Origin of the sequence: Bifidobacterium saguini DSM 23967 (genome assembly GCF_000741715.1) — a bacterium.
In the GTDB taxonomy this organism is placed as follows: domain Bacteria; phylum Actinomycetota; class Actinomycetes; order Actinomycetales; family Bifidobacteriaceae; genus Bifidobacterium; species Bifidobacterium saguini.
Genome location: NZ_JGZN01000003.1, coordinates 140,634 through 166,710 on the forward strand (window position 1 = coordinate 140,634; position 26,077 = coordinate 166,710).

General features: G+C 55.2%; 18 protein-coding genes and 1 pseudogene. 9 read left to right on the forward strand and 10 right to left on the reverse strand.

Annotation, left to right across the window (positions count from 1 at the left end):
* Positions 1-238: 238 nt before the first annotated feature.
* The 3 genes from purD to purF all read right to left on the reverse strand — a co-directional run bounded on the left by purD (position 239) and on the right by purF (position 4,259).
* Complete coding sequence (gene purD, locus BISA_RS00645) at positions 239-1,507, reverse strand: phosphoribosylamine--glycine ligase (RefSeq protein ID WP_033889591.1); 1,269 nt, start codon at positions 1,505-1,507, stop codon at positions 239-241.
* A gap of 66 nt (positions 1,508-1,573) precedes the next feature.
* A complete protein-coding gene (gene purM / locus BISA_RS00650) occupies positions 1,574-2,611 on the reverse strand; it encodes a phosphoribosylformylglycinamidine cyclo-ligase (RefSeq protein ID WP_033889592.1) in 1,038 nt (345 codons plus the stop codon).
* A gap of 136 nt (positions 2,612-2,747) precedes the next feature.
* Positions 2,748-4,259, reverse strand: a complete 1,512-nt coding sequence (gene purF / locus BISA_RS00655; protein WP_033889593.1) for an amidophosphoribosyltransferase — start codon at positions 4,257-4,259, stop codon at positions 2,748-2,750.
* 176 nt (positions 4,260-4,435) lie between these two features.
* On the opposite strand from purF, the gene BISA_RS00660 reads away from it, so the two are divergent.
* Together BISA_RS00660 and BISA_RS00665 are read left to right on the forward strand one after the other, a co-directional pair.
* Positions 4,436-6,064 (forward strand): Y-family DNA polymerase, encoded by a 1,629-nt coding sequence (locus BISA_RS00660; RefSeq protein ID WP_033889594.1) that lies wholly within the window; start codon positions 4,436-4,438, stop codon positions 6,062-6,064.
* The gene (locus BISA_RS00665; protein ID WP_033889595.1) at positions 6,061-6,279 is read left to right on the forward strand and encodes a hypothetical protein; all 219 of its coding nucleotides are present in this window, start codon (positions 6,061-6,063) and stop codon (positions 6,277-6,279) included. The genes BISA_RS00660 and BISA_RS00665 overlap by 4 nt, the downstream gene beginning before the upstream one ends.
* Before the next feature lie 46 nt (positions 6,280-6,325).
* Here the strand turns inward: BISA_RS00665 and BISA_RS00670 are convergent, their stop codons facing one another.
* A complete protein-coding gene (locus BISA_RS00670; protein WP_237746045.1) occupies positions 6,326-7,051 on the reverse strand; it encodes a helix-turn-helix domain-containing protein in 726 nt (241 codons plus the stop codon).
* Positions 7,052-7,280: 229 nt separating this feature from the next.
* Here BISA_RS00670 and BISA_RS00675 point away from each other — a divergent pair, with 229 nt between their 5' ends.
* Genes BISA_RS00675 through BISA_RS00690 form a run of 4 tightly spaced genes read left to right on the forward strand, consistent with a single transcriptional unit; the run spans position 7,281 to position 10,762 of the window.
* Positions 7,281-7,466, forward strand: a complete 186-nt coding sequence (locus tag BISA_RS00675) for a hypothetical protein (protein ID WP_033889597.1) — start codon at positions 7,281-7,283, stop codon at positions 7,464-7,466.
* Positions 7,453-8,826: a DUF4839 domain-containing protein gene (locus BISA_RS12125; RefSeq protein WP_051917242.1), complete on the forward strand. Its 1,374-nt coding sequence runs from the start codon at positions 7,453-7,455 to the stop codon at positions 8,824-8,826. Before BISA_RS00675 ends, BISA_RS12125 begins: the two co-directional genes overlap by 14 nt.
* A gap of 55 nt (positions 8,827-8,881) precedes the next feature.
* Positions 8,882-9,505: a hypothetical protein gene (locus BISA_RS00685; protein ID WP_033889598.1), complete on the forward strand. Its 624-nt coding sequence runs from the start codon at positions 8,882-8,884 to the stop codon at positions 9,503-9,505.
* A gap of 30 nt (positions 9,506-9,535) precedes the next feature.
* Positions 9,536-10,762, forward strand: a complete 1,227-nt coding sequence (locus BISA_RS00690; protein WP_033889599.1) for an SPFH domain-containing protein — start codon at positions 9,536-9,538, stop codon at positions 10,760-10,762.
* Positions 10,763-10,892: 130 nt separating this feature from the next.
* Here the strand turns inward: BISA_RS00690 and BISA_RS00695 are convergent, their stop codons facing one another.
* Positions 10,893-11,870 (reverse strand): aldo/keto reductase family protein, encoded by a 978-nt coding sequence (locus BISA_RS00695; RefSeq protein ID WP_033889601.1) that lies wholly within the window; start codon positions 11,868-11,870, stop codon positions 10,893-10,895.
* Between the two features lie 251 nt (positions 11,871-12,121).
* On the opposite strand from BISA_RS00695, the gene BISA_RS00700 reads away from it, so the two are divergent.
* Positions 12,122-13,558, forward strand: a complete 1,437-nt coding sequence (locus tag BISA_RS00700) for a Na+/H+ antiporter NhaC family protein (protein ID WP_033889773.1) — start codon at positions 12,122-12,124, stop codon at positions 13,556-13,558.
* Here the strand turns inward: BISA_RS00700 and BISA_RS00705 are convergent.
* On the reverse strand, positions 13,536-14,714 hold the full coding sequence (locus tag BISA_RS00705) for a lactonase family protein (protein ID WP_237746047.1): 1,179 nt from the start codon (positions 14,712-14,714) through the stop codon (positions 13,536-13,538). The two genes, BISA_RS00700 and BISA_RS00705, sit on opposite strands and share 23 nt — an antisense overlap.
* 125 nt (positions 14,715-14,839) lie before the next feature.
* Positions 14,840-15,403, reverse strand: a complete 564-nt coding sequence (locus BISA_RS00710; protein ID WP_033889602.1) for a DNA-deoxyinosine glycosylase — start codon at positions 15,401-15,403, stop codon at positions 14,840-14,842.
* 214 nt (positions 15,404-15,617) lie between these two features.
* Here BISA_RS00710 and dnaE point away from each other — a divergent pair, with 214 nt between their 5' ends.
* Both dnaE and BISA_RS13545 read left to right on the forward strand, forming a co-directional pair.
* Positions 15,618-19,199, forward strand: a complete 3,582-nt coding sequence (dnaE, locus tag BISA_RS00715) for a DNA polymerase III subunit alpha (protein WP_033889775.1) — start codon at positions 15,618-15,620, stop codon at positions 19,197-19,199.
* Between the two features lie 178 nt (positions 19,200-19,377).
* Positions 19,378-19,860: a DUF1643 domain-containing protein gene (locus BISA_RS13545; RefSeq protein ID WP_081889941.1), complete on the forward strand. Its 483-nt coding sequence runs from the start codon at positions 19,378-19,380 to the stop codon at positions 19,858-19,860.
* 100 nt (positions 19,861-19,960) lie between these two features.
* Here BISA_RS13545 and BISA_RS00720 read toward each other — a convergent pair whose 3' ends face one another.
* The 3 genes and pseudogenes from BISA_RS00720 to purT all read right to left on the reverse strand — a co-directional run bounded on the left by BISA_RS00720 (position 19,961) and on the right by purT (position 25,909).
* Positions 19,961-23,713 carry a phosphoribosylformylglycinamidine synthase gene (locus tag BISA_RS00720; protein WP_033889603.1) on the reverse strand — a complete coding sequence of 1,251 codons (3,753 nt, stop codon included), beginning with the start codon at positions 23,711-23,713 and terminating at the stop codon, positions 19,961-19,963.
* A gap of 73 nt (positions 23,714-23,786) precedes the next feature.
* Positions 23,787-24,536, reverse strand: coding sequence for a phosphoribosylaminoimidazolesuccinocarboxamide synthase (purC, locus tag BISA_RS00725; RefSeq protein WP_033889604.1), 750 nt, complete (start codon positions 24,534-24,536; stop codon positions 23,787-23,789).
* 78 nt (positions 24,537-24,614) lie between these two features.
* A pseudogene (gene purT, locus BISA_RS11810) lies at positions 24,615-25,909 on the reverse strand (formate-dependent phosphoribosylglycinamide formyltransferase).
* Positions 25,910-26,077: the final 168 nt, after the last annotated feature.

Below are 26,077 nucleotides of genomic sequence, written 5' to 3' on the forward strand. Positions count from 1 at the left end.
TGCGTTGTGTTCGCTACCTCAGCTCGCTGAATGTGTGATGATGTGTGCGGTAGCAAGGCGCACCGAGGGAAGCGGTACAACGGTACCGCGACCGAGGAGCAACGCAGCAGATGCGTTGCTCCTCGGTCGCACATTCAGGTTCCTGAAGTAGCAGAAGTAGTGCAGCTGCAAGGCGCGTCGAGGAAGGCGTACAAAGGTACGTCGACGAGACTGCAACGCGGCAGATGTGCTGCTTCTGCTACTTCAGGGCTTTGAAGCCGATATCGTGGCGATAAAACAGTCCCCGCAGTTCCAGCTTGTCAATGATTGCGTAGACCTTATCCTGGGCGGACTTGATGTCTGGGGCGGAGGTTTCAACGAGGAGTACGCGGCCGGAGTTGGCGATGAGACCACCCTTGTCGTCGGAGGTGACGCCGGCGTAGTAAACGTGGGAATCCTCATCAACGTCGATTTCGGGAACGTGGGCGCCCTTGATGACGTTCTCCGGGTAACCCTTGGAGGCGATGACCACGCCGAGAGTGGCGTTGGACTCGTTCCAAGTGAACTCGGGGTTGCCGTTGTTGAGAATGGCGTTGATGCCGGCACCGAGGTCGGAGGTGAGCTTCGGGAGCACGACTTCGGTTTCCGGATCGCCGAAACGAGCGTTGAATTCGATGACCTTCGGGCCATCGGCGGTGGCGATCAGGCCGGCGTAAAGAATGCCGGTGAACGGAGTACCTTCCTCGGCCATGCCTTCGACGGTGGGGCGTACGATCTTTTCGATGGCTTCGTCGATCACGGACTGCGGAATCTGCGGAACCGGGCTGTAGGCGCCCATGCCACCGGTGTTCGGGCCTTCGTCGCCATCGTAGGCGCGCTTGTGGTCCTGAGAAATCGGCATTGGCCAGAATTCGGTGCCGTTGACGAAGCTCATCAGGGAGAATTCTTGACCCTCGAGGAAGTCTTCGATAACAACCTTGGCGCCAGCGGAGCCGAAGCGATGGTCGACGAAAATATCTTCCAGTGCGCGAATGGCGGTATGCAGGTCCATAGCCACGGTCACACCCTTGCCAGCTGCCAAACCATCGGCCTTGATAACAATCGGGGCACCATGATCGTTGACGTAGTCCTTGGCAAGCTCCAGGTCGCTGAAGGTCTGGTACTTAGCGGTCGGAATGTTGTGACGCTCCATGAGCTGCTTGGCGAAGTCCTTGGAGCCTTCGATCTGAGCAGCGGCCTTGTTCGGGCCGAATGCCTTGATGCCAGCTGCTGCGAAGTCGTCCACAAGACCTTCGATCAGCGGTACTTCAGGGCCAACGAACACCCAGTCATAATGGTTTTGCTGCACGAATTCGATGAGTGCGGCATGATTCGACTGGCTCAGGTGCGTGATATGAATACCGTCCTTGACCATGCCGGGGTTGCCCGGGGCCACGGTGACTTCATCGACGCTTGCACCCTTGAGCAGGGTGTATGCGATGGTGTGCTCGCGTGCACCGGAGCCGATGACGAGAACTTTCTGACCCATGATTGTCCTTTCCAATGAGTTGGCTCCCCTTCAATCAAGGGGAGCCAAGATACGAATTGCTGAGCGTTACTTAAGCGTGATCTGAGAACCGTCGGTATCCTTGGTGATCTGGCCGATGACGTAGCCGGTTTCACCGTTGGATTCGAGCAGTTTCAGGGTTTCGTCGGCGCGCTCTGCCGAAACGGCGAGCACCATGCCGATGCCCATGTTGAAGATGTTGTACATCTCCTTGTGATCGATTTCGCCGGCCTTCTCCAACACGTTGAAGATCGGCAGCACAGGCCAGGAGCCGAGGTTGATTTCGGCGGCGAGGCCGTCCGGAATCATGCGCGGCACGTTCTCGATGAAGCCGCCACCGGTGATGTGGGCCACGCCCTTGACCACGCCGGCCTTGAACAGCGGCGAGAGAGCCTTGACGTAAATCCTGGTCGGGGTGAGCAATACGTCGCCGAGCTTTTCGCCACCAAGTTCATCCAGTTCGGTGTCTACGGTGTAGCCGGCCTGCTCGAACAGGGCCTTACGCACCAGAGAGAAACCGTTGGAGTGCACGCCGGTGGAAGGCAGACCGATGAGCGTATCGCCTTCGGTGATGGTGGAGCCGTCCACAATAGCGGACTTTTCGGCTACACCCACGGAGAAGCCGGCCAGATCGTATTCGTCTTCGTCGTACATGCCCGGCATTTCAGCGGTTTCGCCGCCGACCAGTGCGGAGCCGGCCTGAACACAGCCATCGGCCACGCCGGCTACGACCTGCTCAAGTAGGGCCGGATCGTTCTTGCCGCAGGCGATGTAGTCGAGGAAGAACAGCGGTTCAGCACCCTGAGCGGCGATATCGTTGACGCACATGGCCACGCAATCGATGCCGATGGTGTTGTGCTTGCCAACCATCTTGGCCACCATGAGCTTGGTGCCCACGCCGTCAGTGCCGGAGATCAGCACCGGCTCCTTGTAACCCAGGGAAGCCAGATCGAACAGGCCTCCGAAGCCGCCGATGCCGCCCACCACACCGGGACGGTTGGTGCGAGCCACATGGGACTTGATGCGCTTGACGACTTCGTATCCGGCTTCAACGCTTACGCCGGCGTTCTCATATGCTTTTGGCATGAAAGGGCCTTTCTGATGCCCCTGGCTCCCCTTGTCAGGGGAGCTGGCTCGCGAAGCGAGACTGAGGGGTGGTCGTTATTGATTGAAATTTGAATGGTGTGCTGTTGCTGAGGATAGATGAAGAAAGCTGTCCTGATTATTCGTTTTCAGGCTGCACGGTGTTGTATTCGTTGCCAATGTACTTGCTCTTGTACAGAGCGAATTCAGGCAGGCGAACACGGTCTTCCGGAGTCAGCGACTTCAGGAAATCAGCCTCGTAATCATCAAGAGCGGTGGGGTAGTCGCCATTGAAGTAAGCCACGCACAGGCCTCCGTACGGGGCATCGGCGTTCAGGCCAATGGATTCCACCAAGCCGTCAAGCGAGAGGTATGCCAGGGAATCGGCGCCGATGTAGTCGCGGATTTCTTCCACGCTCATCTTGGCTGCGATAAGTTCCTTGGTGGTAGAGATATCGATGCCATAGAAGCAAGGGTACTTGAGCGGCGGGGAGCTGATGCGCATATGCACTTCGGCGGCACCGGCTTCCTTCAACAGTTGCACGATACGCTTGGAGGTGGTGCCGCGCACGATGGAGTCATCGATAACGATGACGCGCTTGCCCTTGACCACACCGCGTACAGCGGAAAGCTTCATACGCACACCCTGCTCACGCAGCTCCTGTGTGGGCTGGATGAAGGTGCGGGCCACATATTGATTCTTAATCAGACCCATCTCGTTCGGGAGCCCCGCAGCTTCCGCATAACCGGATGCGGCGGAAAGGGAGGAGTTCGGCACGCCGATGACCATATCGGCTTCGACCGGGGATTCTGCGGCGAGGCGTGCTCCCATGCGCTTACGAGCGGAGTGCACGTTGACGCCGTAGATGTTGGAATCGGGGCGTGCGAAGTAGATGTATTCCATCGAGCAGATGGCCAGCTGCGTGTTGTTGGTGTACTGCACGATCTTGTAGCCGTGATCGTTGACCACCACGATTTCGCCTGGGCGAATGTTGCGCACCAATTCGGCGCCGACCACGTCCAGTGCGCAGGTTTCGGAAGCGAGCACATAGGCGCCGTTCTTCATCTTGCCGAGGGAAAGCGGGCGGAAGCCGTTCGGATCGAGTGCGCCGATCATGGCGTCCTCGGTCATCAGCAGGTAGGCGAAACCGCCGTGCACAGTGTTGAGCGCTTCCTTGAGCTTGTCCATGAAGGTACGCTGCATCGAACGGCGAATCAAGTGCATCAGCACTTCGGTATCGGAGTTCGAGTGGAAGATAGCACCTTCGTCTTCGAGCTTGCGGCGTAGAGACGGGCAGTTCGTCAGATTGCCGTTGTGGCACAGGGCCACATCGCCATCATGGAAACGGAAGATGAACGGTTGGATGTTGTCCGTGGTGCCGGAACCGGCGGTGGCGTAACGCACATGACCAATGGCGCGATTGCCCTTCAGGCGTTCAATTTCACGCTCATCGCTGAACACCTGGGTAAGCAGGCCGAGTCCGCGATGGCCGGTGAGATGGCCGTTATCGTTGGAGACAATGCCGGCACCTTCCTGGCCGCGATGTTGCAGTGCGTGCAGGCCGAAATAGGTGAGTCGGGCGGCGTCGGGATGGCCCCATACGCCGAAGATGCCACATTCCTCATGAATGTCTTCGAGTTCAGCCGACAAGCCAAAGCTCCTTTTCAAGCAGGGGGATTCACTACCTGTTAACCCTACCAATCGGCGGCTACATCACCGTGTTTTCTTGCACGTTGCCTTGTAGAGACACTTATGGCAAGAACATCGAACAAATGTTCGACTACCTTGCTATGATAGGACCACTGCTGGCGGAAGGAGGTGCAGAGATGAATGATCAGCGTGGCCACGTGTATTTGGCCATTGATTTGAAATCCTTTTATGCCTCCGTGGAATGTGTGGCGCGCGGGCTTGACCCACTGACCACGCATCTGGTGGTGGCGGACGAAACGCGCACGGATAAGACCATTTGTCTAGCGGTCTCTCCTTCGCTGAAGGCATATGGCATTCCGGGGCGCCCACGTCTCTTTGAGGCCAAGCAGCGATTGGCCCAAATCAATATGGAACGGGCGATTCATGCTCCCGGCGGGCGGTTTGTGGGGGCGTCCTATCGCGCTCGCGAACTGGCCTTGGACCCAAGTCTCAAGGCCACTATGGTGATTGCGCCGCCGCGTATGGCGCATTATTTGGAAGTAAGCGGCCGAATTTACGGCATCTATCTGAGGTATGCCGCGCCTGAAGATATTCATGTCTATTCCATTGACGAGGTGTTCATTGATGCCACGCCATATTTGAAGACATTGGGCATGACGCCACATGAGATGGCCATGACCATAGTGAGGGACATTCTTGCCGAAACCGGCATCACGGCCACTGCTGGTATCGGCACCAATATGTATCTGGCCAAAGTGGCGATGGATATCGTGGCCAAACATATGCCCGCCGATAAAGATGGTGTGCGTGTTGTCGAACTGGATGAAATGTCATATAGGCGATTGCTGTGGGGGCATCGGCCGTTGAAGGATTTCTGGCGAGTGGGGCACGGTTATGCGCGCAAGCTCGAGAAAATCGGTCTGCTCACTATGGGGGATATCGCTCGATGCTCGTTGGGACGTGCTTCGGACTATTACAACGAAGATCTGCTCTACCGAATGTTCGGCGTGAACGCGGAACTGCTGATTGATCACGCGTGGGGTTGGGAGCCATGCACGATGGCGGATATCAAGGCCTATGAGCCGGAAGCGCACAGTACCAGTATCGGTCAGGTGCTTACCGGGCCTGCGGTCTGGCATACAGCCCGGCTGATTACCAAGGAGATGGCGGATGCGCTCGCGCTTGACTTGGTGGATAAAGGTGTGAAAACCAATCGCCTCACACTGGTTGTGGGGTATGACATTGGCAGTCTTGACGCTGATAAGCTCGACGATTGCGAAGATCGTGACATGCGCATTTTGGCGAAGCGGGCTGCAAAGGAATATCACGGGCCGGTGGCCTATGACCATTACGGGCGCAAAGTGCCTAAACCTGCAATGGGCTCTATCGGATTAGGCGATTACACGGCATCCACCGAACGTATTCGAAAAGCAATGGCATTGCTGTTCGAGCGTATTGCGGATCCATTGCTATTGGTGCGGCGCTTGACGGTGGTTGCCGATGACATAGCCACGCCGGCAGAACTTGCGGCAGGCAAACGGTATGAGCAGCTCGATTTGTTTGAGCAGGCGAAGTCGAATATTGAGGGCAGTGCGGGGTCAGTGGTGTGTTCAGAAGGAGATGCCTCAATGTCGATGTGTCTGAGTGATGAGCACGGTCGAGCTGAGAGCGATGAAACCATTGAACGCACGCTGCTTACAATCAAGCAGCGTTTTGGTAAAAATGCCGTCGTCAAGGCCATGAACATGGAAGAAGGCGCTACGGGCATGGAGCGTAACGGACAGATTGGAGGTCATCGCGCATGACATTACGAGAAACCCATGCGTATGACGACATCATCGGTTTGCCTCATCATGTGTCACGCAAGCATCCGCAGATGCCGCGAAGCAAACGCGCTGCACAGTTCATGCCGTTCGCGGCGCTGACCGGATATGAGCAGGTGCTCGATCGGACAGCCAAAAACGCCGCAACCGCCATTGCCAAGGCTGAGGCGCAAGGCGATAGCAATTTCGGCGCGTAGACCTCTATGCATGGGGCTTGCAATGCATGACTGCAATGTGGTGGTCTCATTGTTCATGTGCTCGTGGGGTCGGGTATGTTTCCCGCACCAGCTGCGAGAATGATTCGCTGGCGAGGCCGAGGAAGGCTCCGGTGATGAGCTCGACGGTAAAACCGGTGGGTAGCTCGCTGTCGTCGGCCAATGTAGCCATCAGTGTGCCGAATTTGTCGGGTTCGTTGTTCCATATTGTCGACATTTCATGCAGCGTCATGAGTTTGGCGAGTAGTTCCTTAAGCCGCGGTGAGGAAAGGAACTTGTTGAGTGTATCCGTGCGGTAATGCTTCATGACGGCATCGTTAGCATCTTGGAAAATCCACTGGCGCACAGCTTCGATTGAAGCACTGTCTAAACCGGTGTAAGCGCACGCTTGACTCATGTCAAAGGTGCGCTCATCGGTCTCACCGGTCAGGTACCCGACGTCCACGTCAAAGAAATCGGCAATCATCGCCATTGTTTCGTATTTGGGGAAGCCGATTTCTCCCGAAGCCGTGCGATTGCCGGTGTTTAGCCAGCGGCTGACATCTTTCTGGTGATATCTGGTCAAGTACTGCTTGTTGAGTTGACTAACAAAAGACAGCTGCGTCAACCCGCGTTCCTCCATGCATTGCTTGAGTCGTTCTCGCCAGATTGTTGCGTTCTGCCGATTTATATCATTCATGGTATATAAAAGCCTTCTTTTAGCGGTGTATTTATAACATATTATGTCATTGACATAATAACTTGCCGCCTTCACGATGGAACACAGAAGTGCAGAGTAGGGGTTCTTAACAAAACTCAGTACGTGACTGAGGCGCTACTGTCCCTCCTCTCATAGCGTCAGGAGGGTGCAAGTTGGATTCACGGTGGGCGCATAGCATGGGCGAGCTCAATGGTGGCTCGCCGCTTGTGCGTACGCCTGATTCTGTTCGCAATGCCTGGCACCTATTAGGTAGTCCCTTGCCTGTGTCATTCGGAGGGGACGAATGACACAGGCATTCACGCAACTGGCAACTGCCATCCTCCACGGTATGCGTGCGGTCGATGATGCCGCACGTGATATATCCGAAAAGCAATCGGACGAAACCTCCGATACGGGCAAAGGCGTAGATGCCAATTCCGCTGGTACCGGTTTGCAGCCACTGAAAGGAACTAATCATGACCATGTCTGATGCGCAGAATGGGGCAGAACCGACAGTTCAGCCTAATGGACGGGTGCTGATGACATTCAGCTTCGAAAATGATGGTCAGCATGTGTATGACGCAATGCGCAATATGCTGTCTTTTAGTGCCGAATTCATGATGAAATCTTGCGATGATGCGTCTCGGTCTATAACTTGTGCGGCGTATGACGGCGGCTGTGACCTTACTGCAGTAGTTTCCAATGAGGGAAATACGTCTACAGTGACTTTGTATGCAGCCGATCCTGACGATGGCTTGGCGCACAAGCATACAGAGCGATTCCGCAACGATTTGACGGCGCAATTACAGGTCAACTCACCAACATGGGCCGGCCCAACGCCGCAGCGGTTCGCATCCGCGTCTGTGCCAGTGCAGACGGCACAAGGAAGCTCCGGCAATATGAATGGCACAACAGGAGCGCGGAGCAAGCCGGGAATTGGAACGATGATTGTAGCTTGGTTTGCTGGCTTGGACCGTAAAGGGCGGACTACGTTGGCTTGGATAGCCGCTGGCGTGCTGTTTGTGCTGATTCTCATAGGCGTTGTTAGTTGCGGCATTGCCAGTGAACATGCACCGTTACCGGAAGGCATGTCTCGAATGCCCGAATCTGCCGCCACGTTCGAAGGGCAGAATTATGAGGATGTCGTCACACAGCTGAAGAATGCCGGATTCACCAATATTGAAACCAAAGCTCAGGAAGATCTCATTACCGGATGGATGACCAAAGAGGGCGAAGTGGACAAGATTTCAGTCGCCGGGGAAACCGATTTCTCCGCTTCGGAACAATTCAAGTCCGATGTGAAAATCGTCGTGACCTACCATGCCTTCCCCTCGGGCAACAGTTCCGGTGACAATACATCGTCGGATACTTCCAGCGGCAACGAAGAATCATCGCCTTCAACTGGCACTGACACTACTCAAACTGAGAACCCATCGGAAACCGATACACAATCCAGTGAATCTGCGGAGAGTGCTGGCATGACCGAACAGAACAATCCTGAATTTGCGGCTCTGCTTGCCGGTCCTGATATGGGTTCATCGGTAAGCGCATTCGCTACGAAATACGCAAATCACGTAATCGAATATGACGGTTACGTAGCTAGTGTGGCACCACATGGTAATTACAAAACTCGTTTCGATTACTTGATTCTTGCCGGAGATGACGATGCCAGTGCGCATGGTCCGAATTTCCAGTTCGCTGACGTGAATTATTCGGATTTGCATCTCAGTGCAAATGCTCCCGATACTTTCAGTTTGGGATTGAAAGTGCATGTCAAAGCGAAAGTGAAGTCATACGATTCCTCCACCGGCCTGTTCCAGTTGGAATCAGTGGCCATTTCCATGCGTTAGTTGCCACACGACGATCCAAGAATTTGCTTGGTAATGAGGGGCAAAAGGAGCGGAAGTGAAGAATTTCCATTTATATTCCGATGAAGCTGTGTTGCTGCAGACCAATAGCGCGAGGTGCACAAGCTTGGAGTCAGGTTCCACTGATGAACTGATTCTGACTAACCGGCGCATTATCCATCGGTGGAGCATCCCAAAGCTATTCTCCAAAAACATTGAACACGTTGATGAATACCCGCTGGACCGCATCAAAATTGTTGATGGCAAGGTTCAGGCACAATATTGGCGCAATGCCGCAAGCGAAAATGATCAGGAACTGCGATTGTTCCTACGCGATCAGGAATTGTTCTTTATTTTTTGGTCGGATAAGCCAAGAGAAGCTCGCAATGAGATTTTTCAATGGATGGATGCCATTAGTATGCAGTTGACAGGCGTTCCAGCGGACAAGCCTGCGGATTCAAGCGCTGCCAAAGCCATTCCTGGCGTTGCCTGGCTGGCCGACACCATCAAAGGCACAGTAGATACGGTACGTGAAACCTGGACTGGGCAGAGCGCCAAGCAGCCAGTACCTGTTGTGCGCAAACCTATCAATAAACAGTGCAAGGGATGCCACGCTCCGCTGTCTGGAATCCCAGGTCAGCTTGTGGTGTGCAAATACTGCGATACCAAACAGACGTTGTAAATACATAATTTTCTCAATCAAGGAAACATCATGGGCGTATTGAGAGCACTGGGCGATTCATTCTCGGGAACGCTCGCCGATCAGTGGAAAGACATCTTCACTGCAGGAAGATTTGATGAACACGTCGTAGTGGCACCGGGCGTGCTGCAGAGTACGAACCGTGGGCGGGGTGCGAATGTACGCGGATCCGAAGGCGTTATTACCAGCGGTTCGCTGATTTATGTACCGGAAAACACGGCAGCGTTTATTTTCAGTGGCTCCGGTATCGAAAATGTGATTTCTCAGCCGGGCACATACGAGTACCAGAATGGACAACAATCGATTTTCAATGGTGGCGGCATCGGTGAATCACTGTTCAGCCAAATGGGCGAGCGCCTCGGTTACGGTGGTATCAGCGGCGATTACAAGCGAATCGCATTCGTAAACTTGCGGGAAATTCGCGATATTAAATTCGGCACCCGCGGCCCACTGATGTATAACGACAAGTTTTATGGCACGGATTTGGAAATCTTCGCGTATGGGTCGTTCGCTATCAAAGTGATTGATCCAGTGCGTTTCGTTCGTAATTTTGTGCCGCCGAACGTTATGTCGTACACGTTTGATGATCCTGCTGCGCGCTCCCAAGTGCTTTCGGACTTTCTGCAGTCGTTTATTGTGGCTGTTAATTCGCTGTCTGCAGAATGCCGCATTTCGCAATTGCCGGCAAAAGCCAATGAAATAGCACAATGCGTTCATTCGGATCCGGCAAATGCTGGAACATGGCGTGAGCGTTTCGGATTTGACTGCGTCAAAGTCTCTATTGAAAACATTGAATTCTCGCCGGAATCGCGCGAGCTGGTCAAACAGTTCTCGTCCAATAAGATGAACGTCAAAGCATATGAGGGCGTTTCTGTTGAAGCTGGCAACATGGCGGCTCAGCAGAAGATCGCGCAGGGTATTCAAGACGGCGGTTTGGGCGAGATGGGCGGCATGCTATTCGGCATGAACATGGCGCAAGGTCTTGGGCCGGTGGGACAGATGCCGGGTACTCCTGGAGCTGGTGCTTGGCCGGGGCAGCCAACTGCCGCATCGGTAACGAATCCGTCTTCTGAGATTGCACCTGCTGAACCAGCTGCATCAGCGTCTGCTGTGAAACCGCAGGCTTTGTCGCTGGACGATCAACTGAATGCGGTGAAAAAGCTTAAGGAATTGCTGGACGCTGGCATTCTTTCTCAGGATGAGTTTGACGCCAAGAAGAAACAGATTCTTGGGTTGTGAGGTGAGTACAACGCAATAGGTTTGCGTCATATTGGTGCTCTGAGAGGATGATTGCAACAAACAAGTGCCGCGACCACGCGATGATTCGCTATGGTCGCGGCACTTGCTCTATGAGGGCTGTGGTAATCAATCAGCCCACGTGACGCTCGAAGCGGTGGAAGCCGGTGATTTTGTCGATTTCGGTCATGGCATCAGCCGGGATTTCGAAGCCCGAAGCCTTGATGTTGTTTTCCAGCTGGCTCGGCTTAGATGCGCCGGCGATGACGCAGCTGATTTCCGGATGCTGCAGAATCCAAGCCATTGACAGAATCGGCAGGTTCGTGCCGAGTTCATCGGCCACCTTGCGCAGCTGCTCGACCTTGTCGAGGTTTTCGTCGGTCAGCAGGTCGTTGATCTGATGGTCGGACTGCCAGGTTGCACGGGAGCCGGCCGGCAGCGGCTGACCCTTGCGGTACTTGCCGGTCAGCAGGCCCTGAGCCAGCGGGGAGAACGTGGTGATGCCGATGCCGAGCTTGCGGCAGGTGCCCATGATTTCATGCTCGATGTAGCGGTCGTTCAGGTTGTACTGCGGCTGCACCACGGTGATCGGGTACAGGTTGTAGCGGTCGATGATGCGCTGTGCCTCTTCAAGACGAGCGGAGCCCCATTCCTCGGAAACGCCGTAGTAGAGCACCTTGCCCTGAGCCACCAGATCGCTCATGGCGCGCAGGGTTTCGGTCAGATCGGTGGTCTCGTCGAAACGATGGCAGAAGTACATGTCCAGGTAATCAAGCTGCATGTTCTTCAGCGTCTGATCAATGCTCTCGAAGATGTGCTTGCGGGACAGGCCGCGGTCGTTCACGCCTTCGCCGGTGGGGAAGAAGACCTTGCTGGAGATGACCAGTTCCTTGCGTGGATATTCCTTTAGCACTTCGCCGAGGAATCGCTCTGCTGCACCACCTGAGTAGGCGTCGGCGCAGTCGAAGAAGTCGATGCCGTTATCGTACGCCAGCTTCACGGTTTGCTTGGCTACATCTTCGGCGGCGGTGCCCTTGAGGTCGGTGACCCAGCTGCCCAGTGCGACCTCACTGATTTTCAGACCGGACTTGCCAACGCTGCGATACTTCATTGTTGCTCCTTCGTTGTTGAGTACTTGCGCGGTGTGGTTTGCGGTGGCTCCCATACGCGCACATGCCATTTATCGATAATATCACGGTGTCTCCGTGAGCGCTAACAATTCATATTGAAACAGTTCAACCACACTTGAACGCAAGCTGACATGAGTTGGTCGCGCGTGTCGTGCCTGATATGGACATTGAACGCTATGGCAGCCCCGTGATTGTTATCTTGGTGTGCGGTTACGCCGATGAAAGGAACAATATGGCGGAAGCGGCGACGATAGCAGTGTTTTGCGTGGCACTGTTCGTCAGCGTCGGATTCGGATGGTCGATTATTCCAGCGTTGCTTATCGGCGTAGTGGTATTCACCGGTTACGGTTTGGCGCGAAAAGTTCCATTGAGTGACATAGCAAAGCAAGCTGCCGGTAGCATGCGCGCCGCTTCAACGGTACTAATTACATTCGTACTTATCGGTTTGCTGACTTCACTATGGCGAGCAAGCGGCACGATTGCCTATATCGTGGCTCATGCGGCGTCGGTTATTCACCCGATTACGGTGATTCCGCTCAGTTTTCTTTTATGTGCAGGCATGTCCGTGCTTACCGGATCATCATTCGCCAGCGCAGCCACAATGGGCACCATCTGCATGTCGCTCGGGCTGACCATGAACGCAAATCCAATCATGTTAGGAGGCGCGATTCTAGCAGGCGTGTATGTAGGCGATCGATGCTCACCTGTATCCACGAGTGCACTGCTCGTAGCCCAGCTCACGCACACTAATCTGTTCAACAATCTTGGACGCATGGTACGCACCGGTGCCGTACCATTTGTGATCAGTTGTCTGATTTATGTGGCGTTTGCGGTGCTGGATACGGTGTCCGGAACGCAATCATCAGGCTCCATTGGCAAGGCTGGCTCGTCAATAAACAGCTCGGCAAGTATTGCTGCGCTCTTTTCCTCGACCTTTCATCTCCATTGGGTAACAATCTTGCCGGCTGTAGCCGTAGTAGTGCTTGCGCTGATGCGAGTGGATGTTCGCCTCATCATGATTACCAGCATTGCCGTTTCGGCGGTGGTCTGTGTTGCATTGCAGGACATGGGAGTGGTCGATTTGCTGCACCTGCTGGTATTTGGATATCGTTCCAGTAATCCTCAGGTCGCCGTGCTGCTCAATGGCGGAGGCATGATTTCCATGTTTACCGTGATGGCCATCGTATGCATTTCCGCTGCCTATTCAGGCATTTTCGCGCAAACGCATATGTTGAATCATCTACAAGACGCGATATTGGCATTGTCGGAACACGTTGGAACGATTACGGCCACTGTTATTACGGCGGTGGGCGCAGCCATGCTGGCCTGCAACCAGACCTTGGCCATCATGCTCACGCATCAGCTCTGCGAAGGATTGTATCGTTCACCTCAGCAAGCCGTGCACAGTGGGAATCCCTCTGATGCCAAGCGCGCTGCGGCAGCCGATGCTGATCGTCGCTCTCGGTTGGCGCTCTCCATCGAGGATTCGGCCGTGGTAATTGCGCCGATGGTACCGTGGGCGATTGCCGGTGCCGTGCCATTGGCCACCATCAATGCGCCCACGTCCAGTCTTATCGCAGCTGTTTTTCTCTATGTACTGCCGCTGTCGCGCATTATCGAGGAACTATGCTCAAAGCATAGGTTGTTTATAGCTGCACGAACACGGTAGGAGAACCAGAAGGAAGATCAGCAGTGCGCGTAGGTGTGCCATCGTCATCAAGCTGGAATACGGTCACATTATTGGAAACCTCATTCGCTACCAGCAGTAGATTGCCGAGCGGTAGAATATGGCGCGGACGACTACCGACACAATCAATGCCGTGACCTTGCCAGCCTGGCCTTCCTGTCGGAGCCAAACGATGCAATTGCTCACCATCCCAGCCCAGTGCCACGATACGCTCCGAACCGCGGAGTCCAATATAGGTAATTCCTGCAATCTTGCTCGCCGCAGCATTGTCAGGTTGCAGCGAGCGCCAAGGCTCAAAAGCTAGTGAAGCCGCTTGGTCAGCCGGGTCTCCACCAAGCTCAACGGTTTGCAGCACTTGGATATCGATAGGCGTGTCTGCGTCGGCGGTAGGGCCAAGCAATGTGACCGTATTGCCCCACTCGCCGACTACTGCCACACGCCAGTCGTGTGCAGTAGTGCTGCCGGCTACCGGCAGAAGATGCATATCGCGCGGGCCGGTGCCAGGTGCTAGATGCACGGCACCATCGCGTACCAATTGGCCGGACTCCCAGTGATGCACATAAATACGGTCGGCACCCAGATCAGTGGAGAGCACGCGGCCATCAGGCAACGGAAGAATCCAATGTGCATGAGGTCCTTCCTGAGCAGGCAGCGGGCCACGGCCCTCTCCGGTCAGCACCTGCGCAGCCTCCAGCACCGCACCATCGGCGGCTATCGGATGCACACAGACATGACCGTCGGCGTAGCAGGCCACGATGAGATGCTTGTTACCTGAATCATCCGCGCAGATCACGGCATGGGTGGGGCTTGCTCCCAGTGTTGCGACGTGGGAAAGCTCGGTAAGGTGCACGTTGTTGCTGTTGCCCTGTTCAATGCGGAATGCGGCTACCTCATTGGTGTCTTCAAGCACGGCATAGAGCAGATTGCCGTCGCGCTCAATCCAGGTGGGGGAGGGTATGGCGGCCAGCACGCCCGCTTTGCGCAATGCAATCGAAGGAGCGTTATTGCCGTCGTTTGCTGCCGAAGCAAAAATCTCTAATGCCTCTATACCGGGGCAGTGCGAGCCGCGAATACTTCCAAAACCGCCAGTAAGCGTCGTTGCATAACCATTGTTGTTCATCGCAGTCGATTCAGTCATGATGCCTAATCTACTCATGTCAGCCCCGAATGTGTATTGGCTGCCTCAGATAATTGCCTGTCGACATAGAAGAACTACTAATATATGAGTAATTCTTGGTATTTAAGGCCTAAATCACTCATATATTAGTAGTTCAACGCAAGGTGTTCCCGCTGGAAAGCGCTGCGATAGGCGGCGATAAGGTCCGGCAGTCGCATCGAGGCATTGGCTGGGCTGGTGGAGGGCAGTTGAATCATGCCAATGGCGATGCCGGATTCGACAAGGTGCGGCTCGATAAGTTTGCGATAAAGCTGTGCGGCTTTCGCGCCGGTAGTGAAGATATGCGATATTGGTGCGTTGCGCAGAATCGGCACTAAATCATTGGGCACTGCATTGCGAATACTGGCATCGCTGGCGCCGGTGATATCGCAGGAGGCGATGACATCCCACAGTGCAATGCCGTGGCGCAAGGCGAATGCGCGGCGGGATTCAGCCGAATCGCCTGCACGATCGTTCAGGTTGGCGGGATCGGCGAATAGTGCTTCCATGACCGGCCAAAACCGATTGCGCGGATGCATGTAGTAGAACGCCGCTTCGCGGGACTTAGGGCTCGGCATTGACCCGAGAATCAGGATTCTCGATTCGCTATTCCACACTGGTCCGAATTCATGCTCCACATGGATGAACTGTTTAGCCGATGCTGCATTCATGTTGTCCATCCTAGCTATCGATATTGGATGGTATTTGCCGGTGAAGGTTCGACCACGAGATTTCTAGCGTTGTACCAAGTACATGGAAAAACGACTCTGGAAAGAGGCATGCTTCCCGCAGATTATCCCGTTAACGAATCCGATTCCATACTGGTTCGCCAAGCATCCGGTACTTATCTACCGGTACTCGTTATCGGAATATACGGTTCGACACATGAGTGGAACCGGGAGTTTTGTACACCTGCACAATCACACGCATTATTCGCTATTGGATGGTGCGTCTAGAATCCCTGATCTGGTGAATCGGGTAGCCGAACTTGGCATGCCGGCCGTTGGCATTACCGATCACGGCAATATGCACGGCGCGTACGAACTCTGGCGCACTGCTATAGACCGTGGCATCAAGCCGATCATCGGTATTGAAGCGTACATAACGCCGGAAACAGCGCGTCAGGATCCTATGCGCGTCAACTGGGATACGAACTGGAACCCTGATCTTGACGAGAAACATCGCCGCCGCAACCCGAACGACGTGTCTGGAGGCGGCTGGTATACGCATCTGACCATGTGGGCGGAAACCGACGAGGGGCTTTCCAGCCTCATCAAGGCATCCTCTATCGCAAATCTCGAAGGACGAGTGGCGAAATATCCGCGCATGGACAAGGATGTGCTTTCTCGATATTCGAGGGGCGTGATTGCCTCGTCGGGTTGTCCGTCGGGCATTGTTCAGACTCGTCTGCGGCTTGGTCAGTTCGACGAGGCGTTGCGTGCAGCGGGCGAGCTGCAAGATATCTTCGGCAAAGACAATTTCTTCATCGAGTTGATGAATCACGGTCTGGAGATTGAAAACCAGGTATCCAATGATTTGCTGATGATTGCGAGGAAACTGAAGGCGCCGTTGCTCGCCACAAATGATTCACATTACGTGCGTGCCGAAGACGCGAGTGCTCAGGACGCGATGTTGTGTATCAATTCGGGTGCGCGTCTGGCCGATCCAGACCGGTTCAAGTTCGCTGGTGCGGGCTACTACATCAAGTCGGCCGAAGAAATGAGCGAGTTATTTCGGGAATATCCTGAGGCCTGTGCCAATACATTGGCTATTGCCGAGCGCTGCAATGTCATGTTCGATGACAACGAAGACGGAGCGTTTATGCCGAGGTTCCCCTGCCCCGATGGTTGGGATGAAACCGGCCTGTTTTTGAAGAAGGTTGAAGAAGGCCTTGAACATCGCTATGACGGTAATCCGCCGTTGGAGGTGCTGAAGCAGGCGGATTACGAGTGTGGCGTAATCTGCCAGATGCAGTTCTGTGGTTATTTCCTGGTGGTGGCGGACTACATCAATTGGGCTAAAACGCACGGTGTAATGGTCGGCCCAGGTCGCGGCTCGGCCGCTGGTGCGATGGTGGCCTATGCACTGGGCATCACGGAGCTGGATCCGTTGAAACATGGATTGATCTTCGAACGTTTTCTGAACCCGGAACGTGTGAGTTTGCCTGATATTGATGTGGATTTCGACCCGGTCGGCCGTGCGAAGGTGCTTGAATACGTGGCTGACAAGTATGGGCATGACAAAGTGGCGCAATGTGTGATTTACGGCACGATTAAGACGAAACAGGCTCTGAAGGATTCGGCGCGCATCATGGGCTACGACTTTTCGGTGGGTGATGCAGCTACCAAGGCGTTGCCTCCGGCTGAAACAGGCGGCAAGGACATCAGCCTGCATGACATTTTCAATCCGAATGCGGAACGGTATGCTGAGGCACGCGAATACCGTGAACTGTACGATTCCAATCCGGATGTCAGGCGCATCACCGAGGAAGCTCAAGGAATCGAGGGGCTAATTCGTCAAACTGGCGTGCACGCTTGCGCCACCATCATGGGCAGCATTCCCATCACCGATGTCTCACCTTTGCTGGAACGCAAGGATGGCACTATCACCACTACGTTCGAATACCATACGTGTGAAACATTGGGCTTGGTCAAGATGGATTTCCTGGGTTTGTCCAATTTGACGGTCATTCGTGACACGCTCAGCAATATTGAGGCGAATGGTAAGCCGGCCATCGACTACACGAAGATTCCGTTAGACGACAAGCCGACCTATCAGCTGCTCTCTCGAGGAGACACACTCGGCGTATTCCAGCTCGATTCCGATGGCATACGGTCCTTGCTCAAAACTATGAAACCTACCTGCTTTAATGATGTCGCCGCGTTGATTGCCCTGTACCGGCCTGGCCCGATGGGCATGCGATCGCACACCATGTACGCGAGACGCAAGAACGGTCTGGAGCCAGTCGAACCCATTCACCCCGAACTGGATGAACCGTTGAGACAGGTGCTGGATGAAACGTACGGTCTGATTATTTATCAGGAGCAGGTGCAGTCCGCCGCTCGAATCTTGGCAGGCTATTCGCTTGGCAAAGCAGATGTGCTGCGTCGAGCGATGGGTAAAAAGAAACCTGAAGTACTGGCTCGCGAGAAAGTGCCGTTCTTTGCCGGTATGAAGGAACATGGTTATTCCGAGGAAGCAGCTGAAGCCATCTGGAGGATTCTGGTTCCGTTTTCTGAATATGCGTTCAACAAGGCGCATTCTGCTGCGTATGGCTTGATTTCCTACTGGAATGCCTACCTGAAGACTCACTACCCGGTGGAGTTCATAGCTGCTTTGCTGCAAGGCGCGGCCGCGAACAAGGATAAGACTGCCTTGTATCTCGGCGAAGCGCGCCGCATGGGCATCCAGGTGCTCTCCCCGGATATCAACGAGTCGGTTTATGAGTATTCCGCTGTAGGCAATGACATACGCTTCGGCCTCGGAGCAATCCGCAACGTAGGCAAGCAGGCCGTTGCCGAAATCATTGCCGAACGTGAAGGGCCACGCGGCCAATACAAGGATTTCATGGATTTCATCCGTCGTATTCCGTTGATGGTACTGAGCCGCCAGCTGATTGATTCCCTCATCAAGGCTGGTGCGTTTGATTCCACCGACTCCAGTCGTCGTGCTTTGAACGCTGTGAGCGATGCTGCTATTAATGTGATGATTCCAATCAAGCGCAAGCAGGAGCAAGGCCAGTTTGATCTGTTCTCCGATGATGAGGCTGGCGGGGTTGATGCTATGGGTGATGCTGGTATTACCGTGCCTGATGTAGAGGAGTGGGATAAGAAGATCAAGCTGAATTTCGAGCGTGAGATGCTTGGCCTGTATGTGTCCGATCATCCGCTTTCTGGTTTGCAGGCAGTGTTGGCTGGCTTGCGTGAGATGTCAATCACGCATTTGATTGATCGGGCTAAGACGATGCCTGATGATCAGCAGGTCACGCTTGCGGGTTTGATTACCGGTGTGGATCGGCGTATGTCGAAGAAGGGCAATCCGTGGGCGATCGTGACAATCGAGGATATGGAAAGCCGTATCCAGTGCATGTTCTTCGGTAAAGCGTATGAAGCTGCGGCCTCCGAGCTGGCTTTGGATTCCGTGGTACAGATTCGCGGCTATGTGGAATTGCGCGATGAGACTGTATCGCTACGTTCCACAGAGTTGCAAGTCCTTAACCTAGAGGATGGCAATACGCGCTCACTGACTATCATCTTGCCGTGGAACGCAGCCCATCGCGCGAACATGAACAGGCTCAGGCCAGTGCTGTTGAAATACCCGGGGCTCTGTGAAACTCAACTCGCTCTATTGGATGGGCAAGGCAATGCTCAGGTGCTCACACTTGGCGATCGGTTCCGTGTCAAACGAGACGCAGCGCTGTTCGCCGAACTCAAAAGTCTTTTCGGACCAAGATGCCTCGCTAACTGACTGCTGATTGTTTTTGCTGCCGATAGATGTTTCGTTACCCGCTGCAATGGAGAGAAGATAGAGGCCATAGTTTTTGCCAGATTGAAAGCAGCGGTCGTAGCTGACAAAGCCAATTTACAATAAAAATACTTGCAGAATCCTTTGATAACAGGTTGTGGTGAGGAGGCTCATAGCAGAGATGCCTAATACATATATCCGATCTTTGGCCGACATAAGCGAAGATGGCAGATACCGATATGAACTTAGTCGTACATGGGATGATGCGTTGCCATCCATCGCATTCATTTTGCTGAACCCATCGACTGCAGATGCATATACTGATGACCGTACAGTAGAGCATTGTGTTGCATATGCGAGGCGATGGGGATACGGGACCGTCAGCATGTACAACCTCTACGCGTATAGGACAACGTATCCTAAAGAACTTGAAGCACAAGGCTTTCCTATTGGACCCCAAAATGATGAAATCCTAAAATCTGTGGCCGCGAGTGGGATTCGTATCATTGTTGCATGGGGCAATAATGCTCCTGCCGAACGAATTAATGCGGTTATGGCAATCATCGGACGTCCTGTCGAATGCCTCGGAATCAACAAGAATGGAAGTCCTAAACACCCTTCACGTCTTTCTTACAACCTTCAGCCGCAAGCGTGGCCTTACTAGGCTGGATAAGCCAACAATGAAACAGCAATAGGGGAGGGGCTTCCGCATAAGTGGAAGACCCTCCCCTATTTACTCGCATCGACTGAATAGTCGTGATTGCTTACGCGGCGAAGTACTCCACGCCGGCTTCGAAGATCGGCTGGTACTTATCGCCGGGCACGTTCACGTACAGGCCGTTGCCGGAACGCTCGGAGTGACCCATCTTGCCGAACACGCGGCCGTCTGGGCTGGTGATGCCTTCGATGGCCAGGAGCGAACCGTTCGGGTTCACGTCGAGATCCATGCCGGGCACGCCCGCCTCATTCACGTACTGGGTGGCGATCTGGCCGTTAGCCTTGAGCTGAGACAGCACCTCGTCGGAGGCCACGAAACGGCCTTCGCCGTGGGAGATGGCCACGGTGTGCACATCGCCGACCGAGGTCTTGGACAGCCACGGAGACAGGTCAGAGGCCACGCGCGTACGCACCAGGCGGCTCTGGTGGCGGCCGATGGTGTTGAACGTCAGCGTCGGGCATTCGGCGGTCATCGGCACGATGTCGCCGAACGGCACCAGACCCAGCTTGATCAGCGCCTGGAAACCGTTGCAGATGCCGAGCATCAGGCCATCGCGGTTCTTCAGCAGGTCGCGCACCGCTTCGGTGACGGCCGGAGCGCGGAAGAACGCGGTGATGAACTTGGCGGAACCGTCCGGCTCATCACCACCGGAGAAACCGCCAGGGATCATCACGATCTGGCTCTTGTTGATTTCCTCAACCAGAGCGGCGGTGGATTCGGCCACAGCGGCCGGAGTCAGATTGTTGATCACCAGGGTATGAGCCTCGGCGCCAGCGCGCTCGAAAGCGGCAGCGGAATCATATTCGCAGTTGTTGCCAGGGAACACCGGAATAATGACGCGCGGCTTAGCCACACCAGTACCCGTGTACACGGTCTTCTTGATGCCAGCGGATTCAGTATGGAAATCAACGGTTTCCACAGTCTGATCCTTCTCAGCACCCTTAGAACGATACGGGAACACGGATTCGATGCCGCTCTCCCAAGCGTTTTGCAGTTCGTTCAGGAAGATGGTCTGGCCAGCTGCGGTGAACGCGTAGGACTCAGTGGTCACACCGATCTCGCCCACTTCAACTAGGTTGGAGACAGCCGGAATCTTCTCGTTATCCTTCAGCTCCACGATGAAGGAACCGTAAGCCGGAGTGAACAGATCATCCAGGCTGATGCCATCGTTCAGCGAGACGCCGATGCCATTGCCCACAGTCATCTTGAACAGAGCCTCAGCCGTGCCACCGTAACCCGGAGTGGAAACAGCCAGAGCAGTGTGGAAGTCGGTGAGCTCCTCAACCAGCGAGAATGCATCGAGCAGCGCATCCTTATCCGGAGTCAGGCCATCGGCCAGGTAACGCGGAGCAATACGCACGATGCGGTGGCCGGCACCCTTGAACTCAGGGGAGGTGGCGCGCTTCATGTTGCCCACGGCCACAGCGAAGGAAATCAGTGTCGGCGGCACATCCAGATTCTCGAAGGAACCGGACATGGAATCCTTACCGCCGATAGCGCCAGCACCGAGATCGACCTGAGCCATCAGAGCGCCAAGCACGGCAGCGGTGGGCTTGCCCCAACGTTCCGGCTCGTCACGCAGCTTCTCGAAGTACTCCTGGAAGCTCAGGTAAGCCTTCTCATGTTCGAAGCCAGCGGCGACCAGCTTGGCCAGTGACTCGACCACAGACAGGTAAGCACCAGTGAACTGGTTCTTCTCCATAATGTACGGGTTGAAGCCCCATGCCATAGCGGAAGCGGTGGTGGTTTCGCCGAACACCGGGAACTTGGCCACCATGGCCTCATTCGGGGTAAGCTGCTTGACGCCGCCGAACGGCATCAGCACAGTGCCGGCGCCGATGGTGGAATCGAAACGCTCGGACAGGCCCTTGTTGGAAGCCACGTTCAAATCGGTGACCAGGGCGTGCATGCGCTCAGACAGGGAACCGGTGGTCCAAGCGGACGGCACAGCGTAAGCCTGCTGGGCTTCCACGTGCACGATCTGATGCTTGGAAGCACCGTTGGAGGCCAGGAATTCGCGGGAAAGGTTGACGATTTCGTCGCCATTCCAGGTCATCACCATGCGAGGATCCTCGGTCACCGTGGCAATCACGGTAGCCTCAAGGTTCTCTTCACGGGCGTAGGAGAGGAACTCGTCCACATCCTCGGCGGCCACGTCCACAGCCATACGCTCCTGAGATTCGGAGATGGCCAATTCGGTGCCGTCCAGGCCCTCGTACTTCTTCGGCACGGTGTTCAAGTCCACGAACAGGCCGTCAGCCAGCTCGCCAACCGCCACAGACACGCCGCCAGCGCCGAAATCGTTGCAGCGCTTGATCAGACGGCATGCGTCGCCGCGGCGGAACAGGCGCTGCAGCTTGCGCTCCACAGGAGCGTTACCCTTCTGCACTTCAGCGCCATCAAGCTCCAGCGACTCCACATTGTGAGCCTTGGAAGCGCCGGTAGCGCCGCCGATGCCATCGCGGCCGGTACGGCCACCCAGCAGGATGATCTTGTCTCCCGGAGCCGGAGTCTCACGGCGCACATGGTCGGCCGGGGTAGCGGCAACCACAGCACCAACTTCCATGCGCTTGGCCACATAGCCCGGGTGATAGATTTCGTCAACCTGACCGGTAGCCAGACCAATCTGGTTGCCATAAGAGCTATAGCCAGCGGCGGCAGTGGTCACCAGCTTGCGCTGCGGCAGCTTGCCTTCCAGAGTCTCGGAAACCGGCACAGTCGGATCTGCAGCACCGGTCACGCGCATAGCCTGGTACACGTAGGAACGGCCGGACAGAGGATCGCGGATGCAGCCGCCGATGCAGGTAGCTGCGCCACCGAACGGTTCAATTTCGGTGGGGTGATTGTGAGTTTCGTTCTTGAACAGGAACAGCCAATCCTCGTCGTGGCCGTTCACATCAACCTTGACCTTAACGGTGCAGGCGTTGATTTCCTCAGACTCATCGAGACCAGTCAGGATGCCGTTCTTCTTCAGCCACTTGGCGCCAATGGTGCCCATATCCATCAGGCACACCGGCTTGGCATCGCGGCCCAGCTCGTGACGCATCTCAAGGTAACGCTCGAAAGCGGCCTTGACTACGGCATCATCGATGTTCACTTCATCCAGCTCAGTGCCGAACGTGGTGTGGCGGCAGTGATCAGACCAATAGGTGTCAATCACCTTGATTTCGGTGATAGTAGGCTCGCGGCCTTCCTCGGAGAAGTACTTCTGGCAGAACTCCAGATCGGCGAGATCCATGGCCAAGCCACGCTCATCGATGAACTTCTGACCAGCTTCAGCATCCATCTCGTTGAAGCCCTTGATGACTTCCACCTTGCCGGGCACCGGCACCTGAGTCTTCAGGGTTTCCTTGGTTTCCAGGCTGGCTTCGCGAGCTTCAACCGGGTTGATGACGTAGTGCTTAATGGTTTCCACGTCTGCATCGGTCAAGTCACCTTCGAGCGCGTACACCTTGGCGGAACGCACGGTCGGGCGCTCACCCTGGGAGATGAGTTGGATGCACTCTGCGGCGGAATCAGCGCGCTGATCGAACTGACCAGGAAGGAATTCGGTGGCGAACACCTTGGCGTTGCCGAAGTCAGGCAAATCGTAGGAGACGTTGTCCACCTGAGGTTCGCTGAACACGGTGGGCACGGTCTGGTTGAACAGGTCTTCGGAAATGCCTTCGGCATCGTAACGGTTCACGATGCGCAAATCTGAGAGCCCGCTTACGCCCAGAATGGTCTTCAGCTCGCCGGCGAGCTGCTGTGCCTCGACATCAAAGCCGGGCTTCTTCTCCACGTATACGCGGAAAACCATGGGAGTCCTTTCTTTTGATTAAAAACAAGTTTGGCTCCCCTCTGGAGGGGGAGCCAGATAATGTGCGAATTACTCAGGCGACTTCGATGCCTTCGGACTTGGCGAGCTCAGCCAAGCGGCCTTCAATCTCTTCGTAAGCCGGGATGATGGAACCCAGACCACGGCGGAACAGGTCCTTGTCAAGGTGCTCAACCTTGTCAGAGTGGTCGCGCTGATCCCACAGGCGGCAGGAATCCGGGGTGATTTCATCGGCCAGCAGCAGGGTGCCATCGGAAGCGCGGCCCATTTCGATCTTGAAGTCCACGAGCTTGACATCAATCTTGGCGAAGATATCAATCAAAGCCTCGTTAATCTTGCGGGCCAGTGGAGCGATCTCGGCGAGATCCTCACGGGTGCACACGCCCAGAGCCACCAGATCATCATCGTTCACGAACGGATCGTGCAGGTCATCGTTCTTCAGGAAATATTCGAGCACTGGCTCCTTGAGCGGCAGGCCTTCCTCAACTCCCAAACGAGAGCAGAAATGGCCGGCGGCAGTGTTACGCAGCACAATTTCCAGCGGGAACATGTCCATCTTGCGCACCAGCTGTGCAGTGTCGTTCACACGCTTGACGAGGTGGCTGTTGATGCCGCGAGCCTTGAGCAGATCGAAAATGATGGTGGTGATGAGATTGTTCAGACGGCCCTTGCCGGTGAAATCTTCTTTTTTCTCACCGTCGCCAGCGGTGGCGGTGTTCTTGTATTCGACCCACAGGATGTCGGGATCGTCGGTTGCGTACAGTTGCTTGGCCTTGCCCTCGTAGAGCTTTTCCAGCTTCTCCATAACTCGCCTTTCAGGAGTGGAATTCTGGGTGAACTAACGGTAAAAGGGTATCAACGATAGCTGACACTCTTGCAGTTACTACCGCACGGTAATGGTCAGTGCGTCGGCCACGTGGGCGGCTTTGGCACGAGCGTCGGCCTCATCATCTCCAATGGCTAGTGCAACCGCCATACGACGATGGCCGTGCACTTCAGGCTTGGCGAAGATACGCAAATCAGTGCCCGGCTCCACCAGAGCGCCAGCCACATTCGTGAATTCGGCCTCGCCGTCGCCCTCCACCACAATCGCATGGCTGGCGGCAACAGCGTCACTCGGAATCGACAATGCCACATGTTCAGCGGTAATCGGCAGGCCCAAAATCGCACGCGCATGCAATGCGAACTCACTCAACCGCTGAGAAGCCATCGTCACCATACCAGTGTCATGCGGTCGGGGAGAAACCTCGTTGAACAGCACCGAGCCATCAGTCAGCACAAACAGCTCCACGCCAAACACACCCCAGCCGGTTTCCCCAGCGGCCTGAGCGCGAGTCACCAAGCCTTCCACCGCGCCGCGCGCAATTAATTGAGCCTGAGCCAGCACCACATCAGCCGCAGTGGCCGGCTGCCAGGATTCACGATAATCACCAGATTCCTGACGCTGACCAATCGGCGCACATGTCACAATGCCAGCCGAAGAACTTACCGTCAGCACAGTTAGCTCATAATCCAGCGGAGCCAACGCCTCAACAATCACGCGAGACACATCGCCTTCATCGGCGGCACGACGGCCTTCCTGAGCCTCAACCCAAGCGGCATCAATCGCATCAGCCGAACGAACCACAGACTGACCATGGCCAGACGAGCTCATCACCGGCTTTACCACACACGGGTAACCCACAGCTTCAGCGCCCTCGCGCAGCTCTTCCACAGAACCAGCGAAACGATACGGTGTAGTCGGCAAACCAAGCTCCTCATGAGCCAGCACGCGCAACCGTTCGCGATCCATGCAAATTGCAGCAATCTCAGCGCTTGGCACTACCTGAGCGCCAGCTGCAGCCGCTCCGGCTAGCACGTCGGTGGCAATAGCCTCCACTTCCGGCACAATAATATCCGGCTTTATCTCATCGAACAGTGCCTGCAATTCATCAGCATTGGCCATATCCAACACGCGATACTCATGCGCCACCTGCTGAGCCGGAGCTCCGGCATAGGAGTCGCGGCGCACACCCAAGCGCCCAAGCGCATCAGCTCAATGGTGACTTCCTTGCCCAACTCGCCGGAACCCAAAAACAGTACGCGGGTGGCGTGCTTGCCCAGCGGAGTACCAAGCGGACGATGAGCGGCAAAGGAAACAAGAGAGTTGGCAACAGTATTCACAGCAGTCTCAGTCATACCCACATTGTGCCATGCCACACGAATTTTATTGCCTGTAACCTGCCATAAATACTGCATATAGACACGCCGTTGCACTGGCACAAGCAGTGCCGTACCTTATCAACTACCGGCCGATTTGTTCAGCGCGGTCGGGCCAACGTTTGAAGGGGAACACTTGCGAGGCAA